Origin of the sequence: Polaromonas sp. (assembly GCF_039930745.1) — a bacterium.
Taxonomy (GTDB): domain Bacteria; phylum Pseudomonadota; class Gammaproteobacteria; order Burkholderiales; family Burkholderiaceae_C; genus Polaromonas.
This window is the reverse complement of record NZ_JBDTTH010000010.1, coordinates 15,528-38,129: the sequence shown is the minus strand read 5'-3', so window position 1 is coordinate 38,129 and position 22,602 is coordinate 15,528. Positions and strand designations below refer to the sequence as shown.

Sequence of the window (22,602 nt, the reverse complement as noted above, 5' to 3'; positions counted from 1 at the left end):
GGGAAGGGCACGTATCAGAAAGAGAAAGGAACCGCGGCTAGAGCCACTTCTGAAAGGACAGCCAGAGTCTTGGTTTTTTGTCGGGCTCGATGGTCGGCACGCTGCGGTCGGTGCGCCACGCCATCTGGGCAGTCAGCAGGTAGTCACCCACCGTGCCTGCCGAGAGGCCAATGCCAGCGGAGCTGAGTGTTTCTGACGCAGGCGTCACGAAGGGTGAACCTGAACGATTGAACCGGACCTTGCCCCAGTCGTAGAACACGGAGCCAAAGAGGGGAATTTTTGTACCCAGATCTGGCAGCTGATGGCGGTATTCGGCACTGACAATCGCACCGCTGTCTCCGAGCGCTTCGCCAATGGGGTAGCCGCGCACACCGGTTGGGCCGCCAAGCGAAAGCTTTTCTGCAGAGGTGAGATTTTTTGAAGCGTATTGCCCCTGTACCGAAACACTGACACGCCCGGCGGCTGAAATAAACATGGTCCGCTGCAGCTCCACGTTGACCTTGTTGAAAGAGCCGGCCGTGTGCAGGCCAAAAATGCTCTGGTCGAGCGCCAGGCTGGCCGCATCCAGATGCAGCGTCCCATGGGTGAGGCTCAAGGCGTAGCTTGTGAACGAGTCAGTGCCAAGCTTGTCAATGAAGTTGCCCACGACACCCAGCCGCACGGCATTGATGCTCCTGTCGGTGGCAGACGCGGGTGTTGTGGTTTTGTCGGCAAAGTCCTTGCGCTCTGCGGTGAGATCGGCATACAGGTTGGCCATGCGCGAGCGGATGAGGGGCTGGGTGGCAGACACCGCCAGAACATCCACCTTGCCGCTGGCGCCCAGGGCGGCAAACTCCTTGCCCAGCACGTAGTCGGCGCGGGCCACATTGATGCCGAGTCTGGTGGCGTAGCCGCCGACAGTGGCGCTGTAGCCGACGCGGTACAGCTCGGAGGCAGAACTTTCGGAGATTTGCGCCCGTGCCGACAACACGTCGCCGCGGCCGGTGAGGTTGCTCAGGCTGGCATCCACATACGAGCGCACGCGCCCTGCGCTGCGCGGCCCCATGTTGTCGAGCCCAAGCACTGCCGCAAACTTCGAGCCTGTGGGCTTGACGGTGACGATCACGTCGGCCTCGCCCTCCGCAGCTCCCGGCTCAACCGTGGCGCTTGCCTCCATGCCGGCGAGGTCGCGCAGCAGCAGGACGGGCCTTTCGAGCTGGTCGGCGGTGATCAGGCTGCCCGGTACAAGTTGCTTTTGTACGATTTGTGTGGCCAGAGCTTCCGAAACACCCGCGCCTTCCATGACGACGCGCGCCTTGCCCAGGCGGGCTTCCAGCACCTGGATCAGCACCGTGCCGCCGGACTCTGAAAATCTTTGCGCTGGCAGGTAGGCCTCTGTCAGGAGGTAGCCATGGTCGCGGTAGTGGCGTCGAACTGCCGCTGCCGCCTCGAAAAGGCCATCCATGCCGGTCAGCTTCCCCACAAACGGTGCAACAACCGCCGCCAGGGTTGACTCGTCAAACACGGTATTGCCCTGAAAGCGGAACGCTGCCGGGGTGAGCCGCACGCTTTTATCAAACGCTGTGGCGGCCGGTGGCGCGGGGACAGCTACCGGAGGGGTTCCCCCGGTGGCGGGCAAGGTGGGGATCTGCCTGTTGGGTTCCAGCAAGGTCCCGGCGTCGGGCCGGACCTGTTGTGCAACTGCGGGCAATGCACTGATGGAAGCGACAAGGATGAACAGTGTTTTCGTGCTGCGCAACAACATTTCCTCTTTCGTGTAGACGGACGGCGTCTGGTGGACCTGGAAGAAGTGCCAGCGGGATGCCGTTTTCTGGGCCGGCCTAATCGAAAGTATTATGTGTTTCAATATGTTTCTGTTCCATCCCATGTTTGTGGGGGCACCCCCCTCGACAAGCTTGCCGAAGCGCCAGAAGTGAGGAGTTGCACTCCCGTTAAGCTGCACCTGTTAGCGCCGTGTTTTCAAGTCGCCATCAAAGACTTTTTTATGTCCCAAGCTCCTCACACAGTTTCACGACTGCGCAGCGCGCGCCTGGCGCGCAGCGCCAAGCCGTTTCTGGCCCGCGGCGGCCCGCGCGGGGAGCGCTGCGCCGGCTGCCGGTTGATTCCCAGCCACTGCATTTGCGCCCTGCGCCCGGCCGTGCCTGTACGTGCGGGTTTTTGTTTGCTCATGGCCGACATCGAGCCGCTCAAGCCCAGCAACACGGGCTGGCTGATTGCCGATGTGGTGACCGACACTTTCGCTTTTGGCTGGGCGCGCACCGAGGTTGACCCTGCGCTGCTGGCCCTGCTGGCCGACCCGCAGTGGCAGCCTTACTTGGTGTTTCCTGGGGAGTTTGTCGACAGCGCACGCGTGGTGACGGATGTGCACGCTGCCGATGGCAGCCAAGGCAAACGCCCGCTGTTCGTGCTGCTGGACGCAACCTGGCCCGAGGCGCGCAAAATGTTTCGCAAAAGCCCCTACCTGGATAAATTGCCGGTACTCAGTTTGCAAAGCGAGCAACTCTCGCGCTACAAGCTGCGCCGCTCGCAACGCGACGAACACTTTTGCACTTCGGAGGTGGGCGCGCTCTGCCTGGAACTGGCCGGTGAAGCGCATGCGGCGCAAACGCTGGAGGCTTACCTCGACGTGTTTACCAACCGCTATTTAAAAGCGAAGCAGCAGCAACCGGTGGACCCGGACGACGCGGCGCACCAGCGCTTGAAAAATTTGACTCACCCCTGTTGAGGCTCACTGCGTGTAGCCCCCTCTCCCCTTGCAGGGGACGGCGCCTGGGGCCGGCAAAGCCGGACCCGCGGCCCCTGCTGGCTGAAGAGACGCTATTAAATGCATAGCGATTGATGCCCACTGCTATTGGACTGTCGGCACTTTTGATAGTAAAAATCGCCAAAGCAACTTCAAATCCGCCACAAAACGCGGCATAGCACCAGCCGTGTGACTCGTATAACCCAGGCGCGCAAGATGAACCCGGGTCAAGGCCCGGATCACGGGTGGCACTTACATTAGTGCCACTGTTTCTTTTTGCCTGGGAGGGCCTGCTTTGTCACAACACCATTCTTCACGCTATGCCCCATGGGTCGCGACCCTTGCCGCCGCCTGCATCACCAGCGCTTTCGCCGTGACCCCGGCTGAAAAGCCTTATGTGGGTGGCTACACCCAGGGCTCGGTGGATACACGCTCGCAGTTGATGCTGCTGGACGACAACACCTTCTGCTTTACCTTCATGGGCGGCTCGCTCGACATGCTGGCAGGCGGGCGCTGGAAGGCCGAAAGCAACGGGGTGCGTCTGCAAGAGGTGCGGCAAAACGGCGCGATCTTCCCTGCTTTCGGCAAACAGCTGGCTGAGCAGAAGGGAAGCGTGGCGTTTGACTTTCATGGCTATTCGCTTTCCAACGCAACGTCGGCCGTGTTTGCCACTTCCAGCGACGATGCGCTGCCCACCACGATGCGCCCGCTGTTCAAGGCCGGCCAGAACAACTGGTCTGAGAGCTACAAGCTGCCGCCGCTGCCTGCGGCGCAGGTGCGCTACTTTTATATCGGCGACGTGGAAGTGGATGCCAACCGCCAGCCCAAGCACCTGCGCGTGATGCAGTACCGGCGCGGCGACGCGAACACGCTGGCCGTGGGCTATGACCAGGCGTTTGGCAACCCGCCGCTGGACTTGAAGGCCACGCTGAAAGACAACGTACTGCACGTAGAGGGCAGCCGTTTTGGCAAACGCGACGAGCTGCCGGAAAAAGTCCTGGAAAGCATACGCGCGGCCTGCATACGGCCGGCACTGGTGCCCGGCGCCAAGCGCCCGGCCGAGGAAGGCAGCGAAGAAGAAGCCCAGGACAAGGCCGCCGCGGCCCTGGGCAAGGTGGTGGTGAGAAATGCGCCGCTGGTTCCGGTGAAGACTTTTTACCTGCCACTGGCCGCGATGCAGGGCACGCCGTACTTCCCCGGTACGGACAAGTAGGCGAAGCTGGGTACTAGAAAAGCGAAAAGCGGTCGCCCTTTGCTACCAAATAAATAGCTGCTCGTGCAGGTCTTGATTGGGCTGCGGCCATTTTTATGCCTGAAAAGGTTTAAAAAAGGCAAATACAGCCCCAGACCTCTTAAAAATCAAACTGCGGCGCGCTGCTGCTCAGCACCGCGGTGACGGGCGCGGCTGGCCAAGCGACGGTCAGCTCGGCAGCGAGTGTGCTGACGAGGCGGCGCACATCGTCTGCGGCGGTGGCGTGCTGGGCCTCGGCCACGATGAGCACGCTGTGTGTGGTGGCGCTGACCGCTGAGAGGCCGCTTTGCCGGTTGGTCCAGCGGCGCGCATGGGCGGCCGGCGGCTGGGTGGCGTCGGCAAAGATGACTTCGTGCGGCTCGGGGTGTTCTGTTTCGCCGCTGAAGGTCAGGTAGCTTTCGGCGCCGGTGGCGTAGCGCACCTCCAGCTGTTGCGCCAGATGGGCCACGTCAAACACGGCGATGGGAATGGCGAAGGCGATGGACACGGCGTTGCACAGGTCTACCAACGGATGCAGTGGCGGCAGCGCGCCTTCCTTGCGAAAGCGGCGCAGCAGTGACTCTGACGCGCAGCGGTATTGCGTGGGCTTGAGGCCCATTTTGGAGAAGGTGCGGCGCCAGGCCTGCACTTCTGGCAGCTCGCCTTCGGCGCTGGTGGCCAGCCGGCTGGCGGCGATGGCGTTAAAGCGGGCAACCTGCGCCGAAACATCTGCATTGGCGGTGATGCCGCTGGCAACCAGCACGCCGGGCACCAGCTCGGGGTAGTCGGCCCAGATGGCCGGGGAATGGCGAAAGAACATGGGCGGTGGCTTTGCTTCAAGTAAAACAGCGGCCAGCATGCCGGCCCGTGCGCACGCCGTCTTGAACGTTATTGCAGCGTTGTTTTGCCGACGGCCTGTTGCCAGGCGCCGGGCGTAAAGCCAAACTGCCGCGCAAACAACCGCGTCATGTGGCTCTGGTCGGCAAAGCCGCAGGCCGCCGCGGCTTGCGCCAACCCGGCGCCCTGGCGAATCAGGCCGCGTGCCCGTTCGGTGCGCTGCTGCAACAACCAGGCATGGGGCGTGAGGCCAAAAGATTTTTGAAAATGGCGCAGCAGCTGAAACTTGCTGAGGCCGGCCGTACGCGCCAGCTCGGTCAGCGTGGGCGGGGCCAGCAGGTCGGCGGCCAAGTGGTCGCGGGCGCGGTGCAACTCCGGTGAAAGGGCCGAAGAAGACGAAGAAGATTGCGATTGCGTGACAGATGAGACAGGTGACACGGCATGGCGGTGCATCAGCAAGGCACAGGCTTGGACCAGCGACTCTTCACACGCAAGCGCATCCGCGCTGTTGCGGCTCGCATTGGCGGGATGGTCATGGTCCCACTGCTGCAGGCGGCCGAGCAGGCGTTGCAGCGCGCTTCGCAGGCGGGCATCGTGCGCGACAGGGCGAGTGAGTTCGATGTCAGCCGCCAACGCGCTGTCCGGCGCATCGGCCACCAGGGCCGCGATGACCGCAGGCTCAAGGTAGAGCATGCGCCAGCGACGGGAGGGGCCGCCCAGCGGCCGGCCGTCATGCACTTCGCCGGGGTTGCACATGATGACGTCGCCCGCATAAGCCTCCACATTGCCGCGCCCGCTGGCCGAGCTTTGGGCGCCGCCCTCCATCAGCCCCACGCCATACACGGCGTGCGAGTGGCGACCGAAGTGGCGCGCGCTTTCCATGTGGGTGGCGTAGACCCCCGGCCACGGCGAACCAAAGACGCGGCCCTGGTGGTGCGGGGCGGCGTGCGGTGCGCGTGAAGGGGTCAATACAGCCATGGCGCCATGATGGCCTGAAAAGGCCCGCCGGGTCCAGCGGGCCGAATTTTCTTCAGGCGTTGACGGTGCCAAGAAATGACTCGGGGTAGCGCAGGCCGGCGGCCGCGTCGGGCGGGAAGGCCTTGTCGAGTTCGGCCAGTTCTGCAGCGCTCAGCGTTACGTCAAGCGCGGCGATGTTTTGGTCAAGGTAGCTGCGGCGCTTGGTGCCGGGAATGGGAATGATGTCGTCGCCCTGGGCCAACACCCAGCCCAGCGCAATTTGCGACGCGGTAACGCCTTTGGCCTCCGCCATTTGCTTGACGGCATCGACCAGTGCGAGGTTGCGGCGGAAGTTGTCGTCGGCAAAGCGCGGTGAGAACTTGCGGCGGTAGTCGTCGGCGGGCAGGTCCTCGGGTTTGCTGAACGCACCGGTGAGAAAGCCGCGGCCCAATGGCGAATAGGGCACCAAACTCACGCCGTGCTCACGGCAGGCGGCCAGGGTGCCGGTGGCTTCGAGGTCACGCGTCCACAGCGAGTATTCGCTTTGCAATGCGGCGATGGGGTGCACCTTGCAGGCGCGGGCCAGGGTGGCGGCGGATGCTTCAGACAAGCCGAGGTAGCGCACCTTGCCGGCGCGCACCAGTTCTGCCATGGCGCCCACGGTGTCTTCAATGGGCACGGTCTTGTCGACGCGGTGCTGGTAATACAGGTCAATTTGCTCGATGCCCAGGCGCTGGAGGCTGGCGTCGCAGCTGGCCTTGACGTACTCGGGCCGGCCATTGACGCCGCGTACTGTTTCGTCGGCCGGGTCGCGCATGATCCCGAACTTGGTGGCGATGAACACCTCTTTGCGGCGGCCGACGATGGCCTTGCCGATCAGCAGCTCATTGGTGTGCGGGCCGTAGATGTCGGAGGTGTCCAGAAAGTTAAGGCCCTGGTCCAACGCGTGGTGGATGGTGGCGATGGATTCGGCGTCGTCGCGGTTGCCGTAGAAGTCGCTCATGCCCATGCAGCCGAGGCCGATGGCGGAGATGGAAGGGCCGTTGCGGCCGAGGGTGCGGGTTTTGATCATGGTGTTCTTTGTCCTTTGAGTGGTGTGTGAAATTGAAGTGGGCTTGGGTGGTTCAGGCGCGCTTGGGCTCGCGGCGCTGTTCTTCGTACATGCCGATCTTTTTGCGGATGTATTGCAGGGTTTCGCTCTGGGCGCGCAGGCCGGCCTCCAGGCGCGCGGCGTGCTCCTCCAGCAGGGCCTGGCGTTCAGCCAGGCTGCCCGCGGTGTTGCCTTTGCGCAGCAACTGGGCGTAGCGCTGCATGTCACGCATCGACATGCCTGTGGCGCGCAGGCGCACCAGAAAGTCAAGCCAGCGCATGTCGGTGTCGCTGTAGCGGCGTGCGCCGCTGCGCCTGTCTATCGGCGCAATCAGGCCAATCTTTTCGTAGTAACGCAGGGTGTAGGCGCTCAGCCCTGATGCTTCCGCGGCGTCGGCGATGCTTAAAGAAACGGTAGGTGAAACAGGGATTGCGGTGGTCATGCGTGGACTGTAAAACTTCGAGCGCACTCTAAGTCAAGCCCTTGTTTCGCGCGGGGTGTTTACTCCCAGCAAGGCTTGCCGCTCAAGTTTGACGCTGAGGCCTGACAGGCAGCGCTACTTGACAGACAGCTCGTATCCCGTGCTGCGCCCCCCGCCTTCCAGCCTGCGCAACACGCCGCGCGCCAGCAGGGTGTTGATATCGCGCAGCGCTGTGTCAGCGGAGCATTTGCCAATGGCAGCCCACTTGGCATTGGTGAGCTTGCCTTCAAAGTCGTCCAACACGCGGTTCAGTACTTTGGTCTGGCGCTCGTTCATGGGCGTGCCCGCCCAGCGCTGCCAGAACTGGGCCTTGTCCAGCACACCGGCCAATGTGATGTCTGCACCCTGCACAGCGCGCAGCAGGCAACCCAGAAACCAGCTGAGCCAGGGCGTAACGTCCAGTGGGCCTTTTTGCGTGGCTTCCAGCTGGTTGTAGTAGTTTTTGCGCTCTCGCTGTATCTGGGCGCTAAAGCTGTAGAAGCGCCGGCCGGTGCCTTCTGCGCGGGCCAGCGCCATATCGCCCACGGCACGGCTGATACGGCCATTGCCATCGTCAAACGGGTGCAGCGTCACCAGCCACAGATGGGCCAAGCCAGCCTTGATGAGTGCGTCGCCCGCCGGGGCTGTGTTGAACCACTGCAGGAAGGTTTCGGTTTGCGCTGGCAAGGTGTTGGCCGGCGGCGCCTGGAAGTGCACGCGCTCGCGGCCCACCGGGCCCGATACCACTTGCATGGGGCCACTGGCGTCGTTGCGCCACGCGGCCACGGTAATGCGTACCCTGCCGCTATAGCCAGTGGGAAACAAGGCAGCATGCCAGCCAAACAGGCGCTCGCGGGTGAGCGCTTGATCAAAGTTGCGCGTGGCGTCCAGCACCACATCCACCACACCATCCACATGCCGGTCGCTCGGGGCCAGAGCGCCAATGTCCAGACCCAGCCTGCGGGCGATGGACGAGCGCACAGCGTCGAGGCTGAGCCGCTCGCCTTCAATCTCGCTGGTTTTGATGACCTCTTGGGTCAGCACCTGCAGGGTGGCCTGCTCTCGCTCCGCCAGGCCCAGTTCGGCCATGCGCCCCATGAGCTGGCCTTGCGCCCGGTGCACCTGGGCCAGCTGCACTGCCAGAGATGCAAGGTCAAAGTGCAGCTGCGGCCAGTCAGGCAGCTGCCAGATGTAGCGAGGCTTGTGAGAGGTGCGGGGCCTGACCATGCGGGGATTATGAAGCATATTCGCCGCATTTAGTACGGCGAATATACCCGCAATACGGCTCAATTGGCTCACCCGATCCGCCGAACCGTCCAAGTTACCCCATGGAGCGACAATTACGCCCACACACCCAGCAGCAAGCTCCCTCAACAAAAAGCAGCCCATGACCGAAGACCTGAATCGACAAAATGAATTGAAGAAGATGGAGCTTTGCGACTCCTGCGCCGGCATTCAGCGCAACTGGCGCAAAGCCCCCGGCCACCCGGAGCTAGTGCAGGGCGCCAACCGCCAGGAAAAGCGCGGCGGCCACCTGGCCACGGTCACCAAATACCGCTGCGACCGATGCGGCACGGCCTGGGAATACGAGAACGACAAGAGCAACCTGCATGCAGGCTGGTCGGTGGTGGGGCGCTAAACCGAGACGGCTTGCCTGCGCCTACCGGCCAGCACTGCCCGGCTTCTCGCGCTTGATGACGGCATCGCATTCAGCACGAAATTGCTGCAACTTGTTTTTCTCGACACTGAACACTTTGTCGTCGAGCTTGCTGACGGCCTTCATGCCGGAAAGCGCGGCCACATAAGACGCTTTTTCGAGCGCGTTTTTGCAGGGACGAAACCGATCCCAGGGGTCGGGGCCGCTTGTCACCATGGGCCACTGCTTGTATTGAGTGTCCAGCGCGGCCTGGGTTAATTTCAGTCGCTGGGCGTACTTCATGGCTTCCGGCTCCATGGCCCCAACCACGTATTCGTTGAGGACCCGTTGCGACTGGACGGCCAGGGCCAGCGCATCGCGCTCGCCTTGTGCCGTCGGCGCGGCAGGTTGCGCGCAGAGCAGCATGGAGGCCGACAGCAACAAGAGGGTGGTGAGCATTCGCATGACACCAACCATACAGGAATCAGGGCCTTACGCTGCTACTGGCAACAGCCCACCTCATCCGTGGAATGCTGACTTCGATCCGGGCCTTTGCATGACACGTGCTGCGCAAGGCCAAGCGCACTATCGAAGTAGCGCCCGAAGGCCTGAAAGGACAAGAATGAAACGACGACTGCTGCTTGCCACCTCTACACGTTTTGCCCTGGGCGGGGTCGCGTACCTGGCGCTGTTTGGCGCGCACGCCCAGCCCAGCTACACCGTGACCACAGCGCAATTGCAAGAGGCGATTGCCAAGCGCTTTCCCTTGCGCAAGCGCGCCAATGGCCTGGTTGATCTGCAGGTCGAAGTGCCGCAACTGCGCATGCTGTCTGAGAAAAATCGCCTGGGTGCCACGATGGCAGTGGAAGCCGCAGGCCCCGCACTGGGGCGCGCTTACCCCGGCACCTTTGACCTGGACTTTGCGCTGCGCTACGAACCCAGCGACATGACCGTGCGCGCGCACGCACTGCGCGTGAACACTCTGCAGTTCGACGGCTTGGCGCCGCAAGCGTCGATGCTGCTGTCAGGCTACGGCCCGCAGCTGGCAGAGCAGGCACTGCAGGGCGCGGTGCTGCACACCTTCAAGCCGCAAGAGCTGGCGCTGCCCGACAGCATGGGCGTGCAGCCGGGCAGCATCACCGTGACGGAACGCGGGCTGGTGATCGGGTTTATCAACAAGCCCGTGAGCTGACGCAATTACCGCCGGAGCAGCTACGCGTCCTTTCGGCTCACCAGCGCTTGCACATACGCCCGCAGCGTGGTGCGGCCGCGCACTGGTGCGTCGGGCACGGTGTAGTGCTTGTCGAGCGTGATGGCGGTCATCGCGGCATAGGACCTGGCGGCCGCCGGCGAAAAGCCGATGGCTTGGTAGCCTTCTTCCCATTTATCGCGCGGAGTAACGCGCACCGCCACCGGTTTGCCCAAGGCATCTGAGAAGGCCGCAGCCACATCTGCGGCGCTGTAGAGTTCAGGGCCCTCCACGTAATAAACACCTGTTTTGCCTGCAGGCTGGGTCATCAGTCGTGCTGCGAATTCGCCCAGGTCTTGCGGCGCCACCATGGGCAGCTTGAAGTCCGCGGGGTACATGGAGTCGACTACGCCTTCTTTTTGCGCCGTGCCCAAGGCCGCGTCCCAGTTGCTCATGTAGTAGGCGGCGCGTATGACACTGAAGGGCACGGGCTGTGTCTCCAGGGCTTTTTCGAGGTCGTACAGAATGCCCAGGTCACCGGCGCGGTTGACGGGCTGCGCGCCATAGGTGGACTCGGCCACGATCTTCTGCAGCCGCGTGCCTTCCAGAGCTTCGACGATGGACTTTGCGGTGTGGCTCTCTTCGGCGTCCGTGTCGGTCGCGGGTGCGGCCGGCGGATTGAGCAGAAAGAGGCGCGTGCCCTGCTGAAGCACTTTGCGCAAGGCCGCTACATCGCGAACATCGGCCAGAGCCACCTTCGCGCCTTGCGGCACGCTACTGCGCGCGGTGCCGGTTTGACGCGCTTTTTGCGGGTCGTGGGTCACGATGGTGACCGGTTCGCCCGCATCGATGAAGCGCCTGGCCAGCGCCGACCCCACGTGTCCCGTTCCGCCAAGAATGATGTGCATGTGAATCTCCTGATGCAAAACTTCATACTCGGGATGAATGGCCGTCCACGGTGTCGGGCACGGTAAGCCAGGAAAGTAGGAGTCCGCTGACATGCGCCGGCCCACCCAGACAACGTGGGCCGGGCAGACCCGGAAACGAAAAAAAGACAGGCCAAGCCTGTCTTTTTGTTTTGGCTTGCAGCTGTTAGACAGCCGCTGCGCTGCAATTACTTGCTGCCGGCCGCTTTCACATCGGCCTTGCCTTCTGCCTTGACAGCATTGGTTTCAATATTGGCCGCGGCCTTGGTGGCTGCAGCATCGGTCTTGACGGTGTCCAGTTTGGCATCAGCCTTGATGGTGGCTTTTTCGGCTTTTGCATCGGCCTTGCTGGTTTTGACAGCAGCCTTGGCATCCACCTTGTCAGCTTTGGCGGCAGCCTTGGCTTTCTTTGCATCAGCTTTCATTTCTGCCTTTTCAACCTTGGCGTCGGCCTTGGCATCCACCTTGGCTTCGCTTTTTACCGCAGCGCCCACCGCCTTGTCGGCCTTGACTTCTGCTTTCACGGTGGCTGCGGTAGCCGGAACGGCAGGTGTGGCAGGCACAGCAGGTGCGGTGACTTGCGCAAACGCGGCGCCGGTAACCAGGGTGGCGATCAGGGTGGCGAGTAATTTGTTCATGAGAGTCCTTCGAATAAGCGTGTTGTGACCACTGAAAATCATGATGATCCAATGTTCAACGTCTCACGAAGGCCTGCCGGGGACACAACACACATGCTGTTTCAAGACAGTGTGCGCGCTTTACATGTGTGTCTTTCAGCTGGTGCTGTGGAAGACACGTCAGCGCGCCTGCGCGGCCACAAACAGATGTCCAAAAGAATGCAGACGGATGGCCCGGATGGCAACGGCTTGTGAAGCCTTCAGCGCTCAGGCCTACACATTGATCCAATTAACGGCAGCGGGCGCGCAATACTGCCACTGGCTCAAATTATTCATGGTTGGACTCGTCACTGCCGGTCGCACCGCGTTGAAAGCCGGTACGGTAACGACGATGTCCCTGGCGGACGAGGTCGTCCTCACTGCATTGCCGACGGTCACATCTACAAGTATCCGGTAAGTGACCTGCTTGAGATGCCGCTCCGCGTTGCCTTTCCGGCGCGTGAGCCAAAGTGTGAAGGCCTGATCGCGGTGAATGCTGGTGAGGCTGCTGGCTGCGTTGACATTGTTCGCCAGCGCCGGCTTCGGATGAAAAAAATGGAAGTTGTTATTGAAGTAGTCCCCGACTTCAAGATCAAGGGTGGACTCCCCGGCTACCAGCTGCAGGTAAGCCGCGGCGACGCACCCGTGGCTTATGCCCTGAAAATAAAAAGGCGCATGCTGCGGTCCGGCACTGTCACCAACGGGCATTGCCGCAGTGCAGTGATCCCGCATCCTGGCTCCGTTGGTGTATTGAGCGACGTCAGATTTGCTTGTGCAATGCTGGATGAAACCGAGTTCAAAAGGTGCTGGAGCGGCGTGGCCCACGATGCAGTACACCCTGGCCCTGGCTTTGAACTCCGCGCTGGTGTAATGGATCCTCCGGTTGATGGGAACCGGAGCCGCCTGTGTTGATGCAGGTTGCGGCTTCTGGGTGGACGAAGTCGTGAAAGTTTCTATACCGATGTAGCAAACGGTGGGATAGTCGTCGAGCAGCATCTGCAGTGCGGTCTTGTATTTTCTCGCTTTGATGACTGGAAGATTGTCCAGCGCCTCTTGAAGGCTGGCTTCAAGTCCTGGCCCTCCTTGAGCCAAGGCGTCGACGACTGTGCGCAGTGACGAAGCGGCCAACTTGAAACCTGCATTGACCTGGAAGATTTCTTTCCAGAATTCAGCCATCCGGCTCCACCCAACCAATCCCTGAACGGTCAGTGCTGGCATGTTTTATCTTTCATGAAATAACAATATCTGTTCGGCGGTCATGGGGCCCGCGCGAACGCAACGAGATTTGCATGGACCGCAGACAGCCGCCCGTCACGATGAACGAACGCTCAACTTTCAGCGCCCCACTTATGCAGCCGGAAACTCGAAGCGCGCTTTTGACCGGGTCAGCACGCGTGCCTTGGACAGGGCTTCGGGCCAGGCGGCGGCTACTTCGTGCATGAGCGCCGCCATCAACGTGCGCATGTCTTGCGATGCCATGTCATGCAGGGCTTCGGCGACGATCAGGGCCGACGTGGTGCTTGCGCTGACGGCCGAGCGGCTGCTTTGCCGGTTGGTCCAGCGCCGTGCATGGGCCTTGCCGCTCTGGTCGGCAAAAATGACTTCGCCCACCTCGGGGTGCTCGACCTCGCCGGAAAAGGTTTCGTAGGTTTCGGTGCCGGTGGCAAAGCGCACTTCCAGGTCACCGCTGATTTTGGCCACGTCGAACACGGCCACCGGAATAGCAAAGGCGGCCGAGACGGCGTTGCACAGATCCACCAGGGGGTGGAGCCGCGGCAGCTCGTTTTCCTTGCGCAGGCGGCGCAGCAGTGCCTCGGACGCGCAGCGGTACTTGGTGGGTTTGAGCCCCATCTTGGCGAACACCGCACGCCAGGCCTGAATTTCCGGCAGCTCGCTTTCGGTGTGGTTGGCCAGCCGGGCGGTGGCCATGGCGCTGAGCCGTTCGACCTGCGCGCCCACCGACGCTTTCTTGTGGATGCCCTGGACAAAAAGTGCACCCGGTACCAGCTCGGGGTGGCGCTCCCAGATGTCGATGGAATGGCTGAAAAACATGCGCTGAATGGCCTTTTTGCTGCAATGAAGAACCAGGCTGGAGTGTCCTCCTTTTTCTGGACCGGCCTCATTGGCAAAAAAACCGCTCGATTCGCTTGCTCAATCCATGTGCAGACGCGCACCGGGGAAGCAGGGAGTATTGGCGACTTCCCGATGCATGGTGGTGACTAGGCCTGCCCGATGATGACAGCGCTTTTGCGGCGCAGCGAACCGTGGCATAAGCCATACGCTTCTGTTTTGATAGCTGCTTGCACCCGTTAGATAAGGGCTAGTGGCCGATTTTGCTTACAAAAAGGTCAGAGGCAGCGGAAATCTACCAGCGGTGATGCGGCAGGCGCGGCCCCTCGCGCAGGCGCTCGTGGAGGTGTTCGCGCGCGCCATGGTCCCGGTGCGGCACATCCGCATCGGGCGAAGGGGCGTAGTGCGGGGCGGCGTGGGGCGCTGGCCGGTGATAGCCCCGCGGATAAGCGCGGTAGCCGCCGTAGGAGTACACGGCGCCACCATAAATATAGGTGGGCTGCACCACCCCATAAGGCACCGCGGAATAGGTTTCGTAGATGGGCGCTGACGGGTAGACCGCGCAGCCGGACAGGGCTGCGGCAGCCAGAAGCAGCAACGTGGTTTTCATCGTGTTCATCAATGCCTCCTGACACTCGCCGGCATGGCGGCGAGACCACTCCATTCAACGCGCGCCCGGTATCGCGGGTGTGTCGTACTTGTGGCAAGGACGTGTCCCAGGTTACAAGGTGTGCCCGCGCGGCCGTGGTCACAATGCGTGCGCACCAACTGCGCTTCGGCACACTGCGCCTGGCCGGTCTGCCGCAAAGCCTACGGTCCAACGCTCGCCAGCCAGACGCTGCAGGAAGTGGTGCTGCGCAGCCTGGAACCCAAAGACCTGATGCTGGCCGACGGTCTGAGGTTGGAGCCGGGCAGCATCACCGTGACAGTCAAGGGTCTGGTGATTGGGTTTGTGGCGAAGCCGCTGCGATGGCGGCCCAAGGCTGGCAAGTTAAACGCCTCGACTTCTCACCTTCCGAGCAGTTCTCCGAGACTCCGCGCGAAAAGTTCTTTCATGGTCGCCGTTAGACGCCATTTGTTTTATTTCCCAAATCGACAAGCTTGCTGATACCCGGTTCGGTGATCCTGTAGCTGAGCCGCTCTACAACGCGCTCACCACCAAGACCTTCGTAAAACGCGATGCCCCGCAGGTTGGAGGCTTTGACCGGCCAGTCGATGCGATGGCAACCATTTTCCAGCGCGAACTGGGCGACCCCCGACATGAGTGCTGCCCCGACCCCCTTACTTCTCTCCGACGACAGCACATAAAGTTCTTTCAACTGGCAATGCTTGCGCTTTTCTGGCGCAGGCTCGACGAGTGAATAGGCCAGTGTGATGGCTGCCAAACCCGCCACCGTGCCGCTGCTCGAGACAGCCACTACCAAACGGTGAGGCGACCGAGCGCCCAAGAGGTTCTCGAGCAGATGTTCACGAACGATTTCCCGCGAGGCCACGGAACCCTCGTTGTAATAGGCGTGTAGTTCGCACAGCAAGTCTATGAGCGACTCATGGTGTGCTTTGGAGGCTGGTTCAATTCGCATGGAGTGCCTGTGGTGGGCATCGGTGCGCCCGTATCAGAAAGTCAGCCAGCAGCATAAATGGCCAGCCGAGCAAGGTAACCAAGAAAGTAGAGCGCAACAAAGCCAACCAGCATGAGGAGGCCATACGCGCGCCGTGTCCGCCAGAGGTAGTAAGGCAGGTACGGCAAGAGGGTCGGATCCGCCATTGCCTACAACGAAACATACGCCGCATACACCAGCGCAGCAGCGGCCAGCCCCGATGTCCACGCACCGAGCACATTGCCTGCAAACACCAGCCGCGCTGACAGCGGCCCACCTGATGACAGGCCGCGATGGCCGGTGATGGCAGCCAGGGGCAGTGCGAAGCAGAAAGCATAGGATGAAACGATCAGGGAAACGGCAATAAACCATTGCAGGGCCGCGCCACCCGCCAGGTGCGACAGCAGCGCGCCGACGGCGAGCATCACGGTTGCGCCCATGGGCAGACTGGCATGGGCCACCCTCCAGGAGTGAACGATGTTCGCAGCAGCCTGGCGCTTGATGGCGCCTGCATACGGGCCGCCGCAGAGCAGGCCGAACAGGAGCACGATGGCGCCGTGGAAGATGAGATGGCGGGCGGGAGTGTCCATGTGTGGTCTCAGATGTCAAAGAAGTCGAAGGCCGACAAGTCGATATCGGGAAATTGCAGCCACGAGAGGTCCAGGTCAAACCAGGAGGTATCGCCACCAGCGCTGACAGAGGACAACATGTCGCCCTTCATGCTCAGGTAGTCGCAGCTTTCGCCGATGGACTCGTGGTAACTGTCAAAGTCTTCATGCGTATTGAATGTGGCATGCGACCAGCAACCGAAGTCGGCCTTGATGCCTTGCCGGCGGTTGGCGTTTTTTACCTCCTCGACGGAGTAGTAAGGCTTCTTGCCGTAGTGCCTGAGCAAGTCGTTGCCTACAAGGCTGACTTGTTTTCGGCGCTCAGGCGGGCTGATGGTGCAGGCTCTCATGGGTCGGTTCCTCCCTTTTTTGTTTCCCGTAATGTATCCGGCCCAAGCTGCGTTGGCCTGAACGACAGCTTTCAATGCATCTGCTCAGGCGCTCACCGCTCGCTGCAACGCCGCGCGCGCCAGCAGCCGCGTGGAGTCCAGCGTGGGCAACGGGGAGTTGGCGTCGTTGATGATGAGCGGGATCTCGGTGCAGCCGAGGACCACCGCGTCGCAGCCTTCGCTTTTCATTTGTTCAATCACGCGCTGGAAAGTGGCCACGGCCTCGGGCGTGGTGATGCCGCAGACCAGCTCGTCCATGATGATGCGGCCCAGTTCGTCGCGCTCTGCGTCACTGGGGCGCAGGTACTGGAGGCCGCGCGCGCTGAATTTTTCGGGATAGACCTCACTGCCGACCAGCCAGCCAGCGGGTGCCGGTGATGCCCATGCGGCGAAAGCCGCGCCGCACGGCTTCGTCGGCCACCACGTCGGCAATATGCAGCCAGGGCAGCGGTGAACGCGGCGCGACATAGTCAAACGCCTGATGGATGGTGTTGTCGGGGCAGATCAGGAAGTCAGCCCCGATGGCAGTGAGCTTGTAGGCAGAGGCGAGCATCAGCTCGCCGACGCCTTTCATGTCGCCGCGGTCCAGGCAGTCCACGTACTCGGCAAGCGATGGCGTGTGCATGGAGATTTCGGGGTGCGCGTGCGGGCCGAGAAGCTGCGCGCCTTCGGCACAGATGGTGCGGTAACAAAGCGCTGCGCCTTCTGCGGAGCAGCCGACAATTCCGATGTGTTGAGGCATGGCGATGGCTACCCTTTGAATCTAATCAAGCACCAGCGTGGATGATCGGGCAAAGGTGTAAGTCAGGCCAAGGCCCACACTGCCGCCCAGGGTCTGCTGCACCAGCGGGCTGGCCCGGTTGGCGGCGCCGGCCACGGTGTCGAGGTGAAAAAAACCGAAGATGCGCAGATGGGGTGTGAGCTCGCGCGACACCCCGGCGCCCAGGCGCCAGGCAATCAGGCCGCTTTCGGCCGTGTAGGCCGGTCGGTCGGCCGTGGCATACGCGGGGGCCACGCCGTAAAAAGTGTCGGCCAGGCGCCGGTTGCCCAGCACCGCACCCACGCTGGCGTTGTAGCGCCAGCCGCCGCTGCCGCGCCACTCGTGGATCAGCCGCGGCTCGAAGGAGATGCCCTTGTGGCTGAGCCTGTCATCAAGGTCAAACACGCCGCGCAGCGCAAACTCGGCGCGCGTGCTGCTGCCGGCCGGCCCCTGGCCCAGGTGCCACTTGAGGCGCGGGCCGAACTCAACCAGCGTGCCCAGATCCGGCATGCCGCGGCGCGCATCGACCTCATCCGAAGGCGCACCAAAAGCAGCGGCAAGGCCGATATCGAACTCGAAGCGTGGCGTATTGAGAGTGCGTATGCCCAGCCCCTCCCGGTCGGCGCGCAAAAACTTGCCGCGGTAGATCAGATAAGGCAAGGCCAGCCCGCGGCCGACCTGCTGCGAAGCGCCCGGGTAAGCCTGCTGCGACATGCCCAGGCCGACCAGGCCGATTTCCCACAGCGGCAGCTGCGTGGTGCCTGCGGTGGACTCGTCAGCCACGCCCTGGATCTGTGCCAGAACGGTGGGCGACATGGCCAGCAGCAGCATGGCGGTCAGGCCGCAACAGGCAAGGTGTTGAACTTTCAAAATGAACTCCCTACGGGACAGAACACTGGAACGAACAGCCGCAGGATAAACCCTGGCGCGCACTAACAGCGTAAAAAAATGCCACTGAAGGCGCAGACTGGCGCGGCAGCCCGTCAGACCTGAGGCCTATGATTGCGGGCGATGCGCCGTTTACTCTTCATATGCAGCCGCAACCGGCTGCGCAGCCCCACGGCCGAGCAGCTGTTTGCGGACTGGCCAGATGTGGAAACAGACTCCGCCGGCCTCGCGCCCGATGCCGAGACGCCGCTGGAAGCTGAGCAAGTCTACTGGGCCGATGTGATCTTCGTGATGGAGCGCTCGCATCGCAGCAAGCTTGGCCAGAAATTCAAACAGCAGCTCAAGGGGAAAAAGCTGGTCTGCCTGGATATCCCGGACAACTACGCCTTCATGCAGCCCGAGCTGGTGGCCCTGCTGGGAAAACGGGTCGCGCCGCACCTGACCTGAATCGGCAAACGCTCTATTTTTCATAGCTGAAAATGCCCGACAAATAAGGGCAATTGAGCGATTTGCCTACCAAGCTATCCAGCCCCGCCGCTCACTGCGGCAGCGCATACGCCAGCACATGGTCGCCGGCTTTGGTGCCCAGCGAACCGTGGCCGCCGGCCACCACCAGCACATACTGCCGGCCGTCAGCACCGGTGTAAGTCATGGGCGTGGCCTGGCCACCGGCGGGCAGGCGGCTGCGCCACAGCTCTTTGCCGTTGCTGACGTCGTAGGCGCGCACGTAGTCGTCCAGCGTGCCGGAAAGAAAAGCCACACCGCCCGCCGTCATGAGCGGCCCGCCAAGATTAGGCACGCCCATCGTGAAAGGCAGGGGCACCGGGGCGAGGTCACGCACAGTGCCGTTTTTATGCTGCCAGACAACGCTACCGCTGCGCAGGTCTGCGCCCGCCACATACCCCCAGGGCGGCGCCTGGCAGGGAATGCCCAGCGGCGAGGTGAAGGCGCTGAGCTTGACGGCAAACGGTGCGCCGAAGTTTTCATTGAGGGAAGGCAGGACGTCGTTCGGGCGCGGCTTGCCCTGCACCAGCAGCGAGGTGTCGTCCGGGCGGGGAATCAGCGTGGAGACAAACGCGAGCTTGGTCGGCGTGGCAAACACCATTTGGCGCTGCGGGTCCACCGCCACGCCGCCCCAGTTGAAGACGCCGAAGTTGCCGGGGTAGATCAAACTGCCCTGCGTTGAAGGCGGTGTGTAGCGGCCTTCGTAGCGCAGGCGCTTGAAGGCAATGCGGCAATACAGCTGGTCGAACATCGTCGCGCCCCACATGTCGCGGTCGGTCAGCGGCTTGGGGTCAAAGCTCAGGGCAGAGCGCGGCTGGGTAGGGGCCGTTCGGTCGCCCGCGGCAGCGCCCTGCGGCACCGGATATTCGGTTACGGGCAGCAGGGGCGTGCCGCTGCGCCGGTCCAGCACAAACAGCTCGCCCTGCTTGGTGGGCTGCACCAGCGCCGGCACCACGGCGCCGCCCAGGCGCAGATCTATCAGGGTAGGTTGGGCCGGCACGTCGTAGTCCCACAGGTCGTGGTGCACGGTCTGGAAGTGCCAGCGCACGCGGCCGGTGGCGAGCTCGAGCGCCACCACGGAGGAGGAATATTTTTCGACGGCCGCGCTGCGCCGGCCGCCCCACTGGTCGGGCGGCTGGTTGCCAAGCGGCACATAGAGCAGGCCCAGGGCTTCGTCCACGCTGGAGATGGACCAGCTGTTCGGCGAGTTGGGCGTGTAGGTCTGGCCGGGTGCGAGCGGTGCGGTGGCCTCGGGGTTGGCGGAATCCCAGTTCCACACCAGCGCGCCGGTGTTCACGTCGAAGGCGCGAATCACGCCCGACTGCTCCTGGGTCGAGACGTTGTCGAGCACGGTGCCGCCGACGATGATGAGCCCGCGCGCCACCACCGGCGGTGAGGTGGAGTAATACGCGCCGGGCTTGACGTTGGGCATATGGGCCCACAGGTCAATCTGGCCGCTGCCGCCGCCAAAGCTGCTGCACACCGCGCCGCTGTCGGGGTTGAGCGCAATGAGGCGGCCGTCGGCAGTGGGCATGAACAATTTGCCCGGGCAGCTGGCCGTGGTGGGGACTGCCGCGGTAGCGGCCACAGGCAGGCCAGGGCGATGGGACAGCGCCTGTGCTGCGGCAACCGGTGGCTGCCTCGCGGCCGGTGCCGCGAGTGGGGGAGACGCCGCCTGGTAGGACAGGCCGCGGCAGGTCAGGTGCTGCAGCGCCAGCTTGTCCTGGATCTGCGGGTTGTAGCGCCAGACTTCGGCGCCGGTGGTGGCGTCCAGCGCAATCACCGACTGGTGCGGTGTGCACAGGAACAAGCGGTTGCCGACTTTGAGCGGCGTGACCTGGAAGGTGGTTTCCGCCGGGTCCCCGGGCTGGCCGCGCATATCGCCCGTGCGGTATTGCCAGGCCGGCTGCAGCCCGGCGACATTGGCCGGGGTGATGTTCCCGAGCGGGGAATACCGTTGCCCGTGGCCGGTGCGACCATAAGCGTGCCATTCGCCAGGCGGCGTACCGTCGGCAGCGGCACCCGGCTCTGCCATGCTGGCGGGCGCCGCCACCGTGCGCTCGATCCGGTGTGCATCATGAAACCATGAAGCCACCCCCACCAGGGCGAACAAGGCGAGCGCCACCGCCAGGGCATGGCCGCCGCCGTGGAGCGCGGGCGCGGGAGGGTGGCCGTCCCAGCGGTCCAGGTCGTAGTAAGGCGAGCCCGCATCCAGGCTGCGCTTTACCTGCGGCAAAAGCAGCAGCAGGCCCAGAAGAAACAGCACGTCGCCGCGCGCGGCCAGCGGCCACCAGTCCAGCCCGGCCTCCCACAGCGACCAGCCCACCGTGGCGAGCACCAGTGCGGCGTAGATCCAAAGCGCTGCCGGCTGGCGCCGCAACAGCAGCACGCCGGTCAGCAGGAAACCAATGCCGGCCGGCACGTAATACCCCGAGCCATCAAGCAGAGCGAGCCAGAGACCCGCCAGGCCCACGGCCAGGCCAATGAGCACCAGCAACAGGCCCAACACCAGAACCATGACAGAACGAGAGCGACGTTGCCGGGGGGGTTGCGCGCCTGGGGTTTGCACAATGTCTCCTCAAGAGGTGGAGCCCCGCGGGCTCCGGTGAACGGGCACACGGGTGCCAGCCGCTGAACAGGCAACCCTAAAGGCGCCCGCTTGGCCGGCGAGTCAGTGTTTGGCTGGCGCCGGTGTAGGACGCTGCATGAGGCAGGGTTTTGGCGCGGTTCGCTATTTTTTTGGTAGCTGATAGTGCCCGTGTTCAAAGGGCTGCAACCTCTTTTTGTTCGAAACCAGACGGTGCGGCAATGGACCGCTACAGCCCCTTTTCAACCATGTCGATCAGCCGCTGGCCAATCTGCTGCATGTGCGGGCCGATGACAGAGCCCAGCGGGCCATCAACGACCAGGACGGCCAGGCCGTGCACCGCGGACCACGCCAGGAACTCGGCGCCAGGCCGCTGCTCGGGCGGCATCACGCCGGTCTCTACCAGCTTGTCGAGCGCAGCCCCCAACAGTTCGAAAGGATTGAGACCGCCGGGGCCGGCGGTCGGGGTTTCGGGGGTAGCCTGCATCAGTACGTCTGAGCGCGCAAAGGCGGTGCGGAACAGGCCGGGCTCCGCCTGGGCAAAACGCAGGTAGCCGGTGCCCACGGCGCGCACGCCGGCGCAGGCAAAGTCCGCTGGCGGCAGATCAGCGGGGACGGCGGCGAGTTCGGTCTCCATGGCCGCGGCCACGGCGGACAGCGCCGCCGCGCGCACCGCCTGCAGCAGGGCCTCGCGGCTGGCAAAGTGGCGGTAGGCGGCATTGGGCGCCACACCGGCGCGCCGCGTGGCTTCGCGCAGCACCACCGCATCAGGTCCACCCGTGCGCGCCAGCTCAACTCCGGCTTCCAGCAACGCGCGCCGCAGGTCACCGTGGCGGTAGGTGCTGCGGGCGGGCGGGGTAACCGGAGGGAAGGGCATTTTGTTACGTTTAATGTGGACAGCGTCCATTATCTTTGCTATTCTCTTGTGGACGCCGTACACAATACATCCAATTTTGATGTACCGCAACCATTTCAAATATTTCGAGGAGCTGTGCCATGCAGAAGATCACCCCTTTCCTCTGGTTCAACAACCAGGCCGAAGAAGCCATGAATTTCTACACATCCGTCTTCAGGAATTCGAAGGCGGGCGAGGTCAGGCGCTATGGGGAAGGCGGGCCCGCGCCGAAAGGTGCGGTGATGTCGGCCAGCTTCCAGATTGAAGGGCAGGAGCTGATTGCGTTCAACGGCGGCCCGCACTTCAGCTTCACGCCGGCGATTTCGCTGTTTGTGGATTGCAAGACGCAAGAGGAAGTAGACGAGCTGTCGGCAAAGCTTTCAGAAGGCGGACAACAGCAGCAATGCGGATGGGTAACCGACAAATTCGGCCTGTCCTGGCAAGTCATTCCCGCGGCCCTGGGCGAAATGCTGCAGGACAAGAACCCGGCCAAGGCCAAAGCCACCATGCAGGCCATGATGCAGATGCACAAGATTGACGTGAAACGCCTGCAACAGGCTTACGCGGAGGCCTGAGCC

The 22,602-nt window shown here is 62.9% G+C and carries 24 protein-coding genes and 1 pseudogene; 6 read left to right on the top strand and 19 right to left on the bottom strand.

The genetic code is table 11. The features are described from left to right. Positions 1-37 precede the first annotated feature (37 nt). Positions 38-1,738 (bottom strand): ShlB/FhaC/HecB family hemolysin secretion/activation protein, encoded by a 1,701-nt coding sequence (locus ABI660_RS05785; protein WP_348065875.1) that lies wholly within the window; start codon positions 1,736-1,738, stop codon positions 38-40. 246 nt (positions 1,739-1,984) lie between these two features. Here ABI660_RS05785 and ABI660_RS05780 point away from each other — a divergent pair, with 246 nt between their 5' ends. Both ABI660_RS05780 and ABI660_RS05775 read left to right on the top strand, forming a co-directional pair. Then, positions 1,985-2,725, top strand: coding sequence for a tRNA-uridine aminocarboxypropyltransferase (locus tag ABI660_RS05780; protein ID WP_348065874.1), 741 nt, complete (start codon positions 1,985-1,987; stop codon positions 2,723-2,725). 313 nt (positions 2,726-3,038) lie between these two features. Continuing rightward, the gene (locus ABI660_RS05775) at positions 3,039-3,956 is read left to right on the top strand and encodes a hypothetical protein (protein WP_348065872.1); all 918 of its coding nucleotides are present in this window, start codon (positions 3,039-3,041) and stop codon (positions 3,954-3,956) included. Positions 3,957-4,095: 139 nt separating this feature from the next. Here the strand turns inward: ABI660_RS05775 and ABI660_RS05770 are convergent, their stop codons facing one another. The 5 genes from ABI660_RS05770 to ABI660_RS05750 form a co-directional block, all read right to left on the bottom strand. Beyond that, positions 4,096-4,794: a phenylalanine--tRNA ligase beta subunit-related protein gene (locus ABI660_RS05770; protein ID WP_348065870.1), complete on the bottom strand. Its 699-nt coding sequence runs from the start codon at positions 4,792-4,794 to the stop codon at positions 4,096-4,098. Between the two features lie 68 nt (positions 4,795-4,862). After that, positions 4,863-5,789: an AraC family transcriptional regulator gene (locus tag ABI660_RS05765; RefSeq protein ID WP_348065868.1), complete on the bottom strand. Its 927-nt coding sequence runs from the start codon at positions 5,787-5,789 to the stop codon at positions 4,863-4,865. A gap of 52 nt (positions 5,790-5,841) precedes the next feature. Beyond that, entirely contained in the window at positions 5,842-6,840 is a 999-nt protein-coding gene (locus tag ABI660_RS05760) for an aldo/keto reductase (protein ID WP_348065866.1), read from the bottom strand. A gap of 52 nt (positions 6,841-6,892) precedes the next feature. Further along, the gene (locus ABI660_RS05755; RefSeq protein ID WP_348065864.1) at positions 6,893-7,300 is read right to left on the bottom strand and encodes a MerR family transcriptional regulator; all 408 of its coding nucleotides are present in this window, start codon (positions 7,298-7,300) and stop codon (positions 6,893-6,895) included. 114 nt (positions 7,301-7,414) lie between these two features. After that, positions 7,415-8,545 carry a Fic family protein gene (locus ABI660_RS05750; protein WP_348065862.1) on the bottom strand — a complete coding sequence of 377 codons (1,131 nt, stop codon included), beginning with the start codon at positions 8,543-8,545 and terminating at the stop codon, positions 7,415-7,417. A 160-nt stretch (positions 8,546-8,705) separates the two neighbouring features. Here ABI660_RS05750 and ABI660_RS05745 point away from each other — a divergent pair, with 160 nt between their 5' ends. Then, a complete protein-coding gene (locus tag ABI660_RS05745; protein WP_348065860.1) occupies positions 8,706-8,957 on the top strand; it encodes a hypothetical protein in 252 nt (83 codons plus the stop codon). A 21-nt stretch (positions 8,958-8,978) separates the two neighbouring features. Here the strand turns inward: ABI660_RS05745 and ABI660_RS05740 are convergent, their stop codons facing one another. Further along, on the bottom strand, positions 8,979-9,413 hold the full coding sequence (locus ABI660_RS05740; RefSeq protein WP_348065858.1) for a hypothetical protein: 435 nt from the start codon (positions 9,411-9,413) through the stop codon (positions 8,979-8,981). A 163-nt stretch (positions 9,414-9,576) separates the two neighbouring features. Between ABI660_RS05740 and ABI660_RS05735 the strand changes: the two genes are divergently transcribed. Next, positions 9,577-10,146: a DUF1439 domain-containing protein gene (locus tag ABI660_RS05735; RefSeq protein ID WP_348065856.1), complete on the top strand. Its 570-nt coding sequence runs from the start codon at positions 9,577-9,579 to the stop codon at positions 10,144-10,146. A 20-nt stretch (positions 10,147-10,166) separates the two neighbouring features. Here the strand turns inward: ABI660_RS05735 and ABI660_RS05730 are convergent, their stop codons facing one another. The 10 genes and pseudogenes from ABI660_RS05730 to ABI660_RS05685 form a co-directional block, all read right to left on the bottom strand. Next, complete coding sequence (locus ABI660_RS05730) at positions 10,167-11,051, bottom strand: NmrA family NAD(P)-binding protein (RefSeq protein ID WP_348065854.1); 885 nt, start codon at positions 11,049-11,051, stop codon at positions 10,167-10,169. A gap of 206 nt (positions 11,052-11,257) precedes the next feature. Continuing rightward, complete coding sequence (locus ABI660_RS05725) at positions 11,258-11,707, bottom strand: hypothetical protein (RefSeq protein WP_348065852.1); 450 nt, start codon at positions 11,705-11,707, stop codon at positions 11,258-11,260. Between the two features lie 252 nt (positions 11,708-11,959). After that, positions 11,960-12,943 (bottom strand): hypothetical protein, encoded by a 984-nt coding sequence (locus ABI660_RS05720; RefSeq protein ID WP_348065851.1) that lies wholly within the window; start codon positions 12,941-12,943, stop codon positions 11,960-11,962. A gap of 129 nt (positions 12,944-13,072) precedes the next feature. Continuing rightward, complete coding sequence (locus ABI660_RS05715) at positions 13,073-13,777, bottom strand: phenylalanine--tRNA ligase beta subunit-related protein (RefSeq protein WP_348065849.1); 705 nt, start codon at positions 13,775-13,777, stop codon at positions 13,073-13,075. Positions 13,778-14,090: 313 nt separating this feature from the next. Continuing rightward, positions 14,091-14,414 carry a hypothetical protein gene (locus tag ABI660_RS05710; protein WP_348065847.1) on the bottom strand — a complete coding sequence of 108 codons (324 nt, stop codon included), beginning with the start codon at positions 14,412-14,414 and terminating at the stop codon, positions 14,091-14,093. A gap of 445 nt (positions 14,415-14,859) precedes the next feature. Next, positions 14,860-15,375 (bottom strand): GNAT family N-acetyltransferase, encoded by a 516-nt coding sequence (locus ABI660_RS05705; protein WP_348065845.1) that lies wholly within the window; start codon positions 15,373-15,375, stop codon positions 14,860-14,862. A gap of 188 nt (positions 15,376-15,563) precedes the next feature. Continuing rightward, on the bottom strand, positions 15,564-15,983 hold the full coding sequence (locus ABI660_RS05700; protein WP_348065843.1) for a hypothetical protein: 420 nt from the start codon (positions 15,981-15,983) through the stop codon (positions 15,564-15,566). A gap of 8 nt (positions 15,984-15,991) precedes the next feature. Then, positions 15,992-16,351 (bottom strand): hypothetical protein, encoded by a 360-nt coding sequence (locus ABI660_RS05695; RefSeq protein ID WP_348065841.1) that lies wholly within the window; start codon positions 16,349-16,351, stop codon positions 15,992-15,994. A gap of 84 nt (positions 16,352-16,435) precedes the next feature. Further along, positions 16,436-17,132 (bottom strand): annotated as a pseudogene (locus tag ABI660_RS05690) (amino acid racemase). A gap of 21 nt (positions 17,133-17,153) precedes the next feature. Next, positions 17,154-18,020, bottom strand: a complete 867-nt coding sequence (locus ABI660_RS05685; RefSeq protein WP_348065839.1) for a MipA/OmpV family protein — start codon at positions 18,018-18,020, stop codon at positions 17,154-17,156. A gap of 141 nt (positions 18,021-18,161) precedes the next feature. Between ABI660_RS05685 and ABI660_RS05680 the strand changes: the two genes are divergently transcribed. Then, the gene (locus ABI660_RS05680) at positions 18,162-18,485 is read left to right on the top strand and encodes a low molecular weight protein tyrosine phosphatase family protein (RefSeq protein WP_348065837.1); all 324 of its coding nucleotides are present in this window, start codon (positions 18,162-18,164) and stop codon (positions 18,483-18,485) included. A gap of 91 nt (positions 18,486-18,576) precedes the next feature. Here the strand turns inward: ABI660_RS05680 and ABI660_RS05675 are convergent, their stop codons facing one another. Continuing rightward, positions 18,577-21,060, bottom strand: a complete 2,484-nt coding sequence (locus tag ABI660_RS05675; RefSeq protein ID WP_348065835.1) for a membrane-bound PQQ-dependent dehydrogenase, glucose/quinate/shikimate family — start codon at positions 21,058-21,060, stop codon at positions 18,577-18,579. A 298-nt stretch (positions 21,061-21,358) separates the two neighbouring features. Further along, positions 21,359-22,006 carry a TetR/AcrR family transcriptional regulator gene (locus ABI660_RS05670; protein WP_348065833.1) on the bottom strand — a complete coding sequence of 216 codons (648 nt, stop codon included), beginning with the start codon at positions 22,004-22,006 and terminating at the stop codon, positions 21,359-21,361. A 119-nt stretch (positions 22,007-22,125) separates the two neighbouring features. Here ABI660_RS05670 and ABI660_RS05665 point away from each other — a divergent pair, with 119 nt between their 5' ends. Further along, a complete protein-coding gene (locus tag ABI660_RS05665; protein WP_348065831.1) occupies positions 22,126-22,599 on the top strand; it encodes a VOC family protein in 474 nt (157 codons plus the stop codon). Positions 22,600-22,602 lie beyond the last annotated feature (3 nt).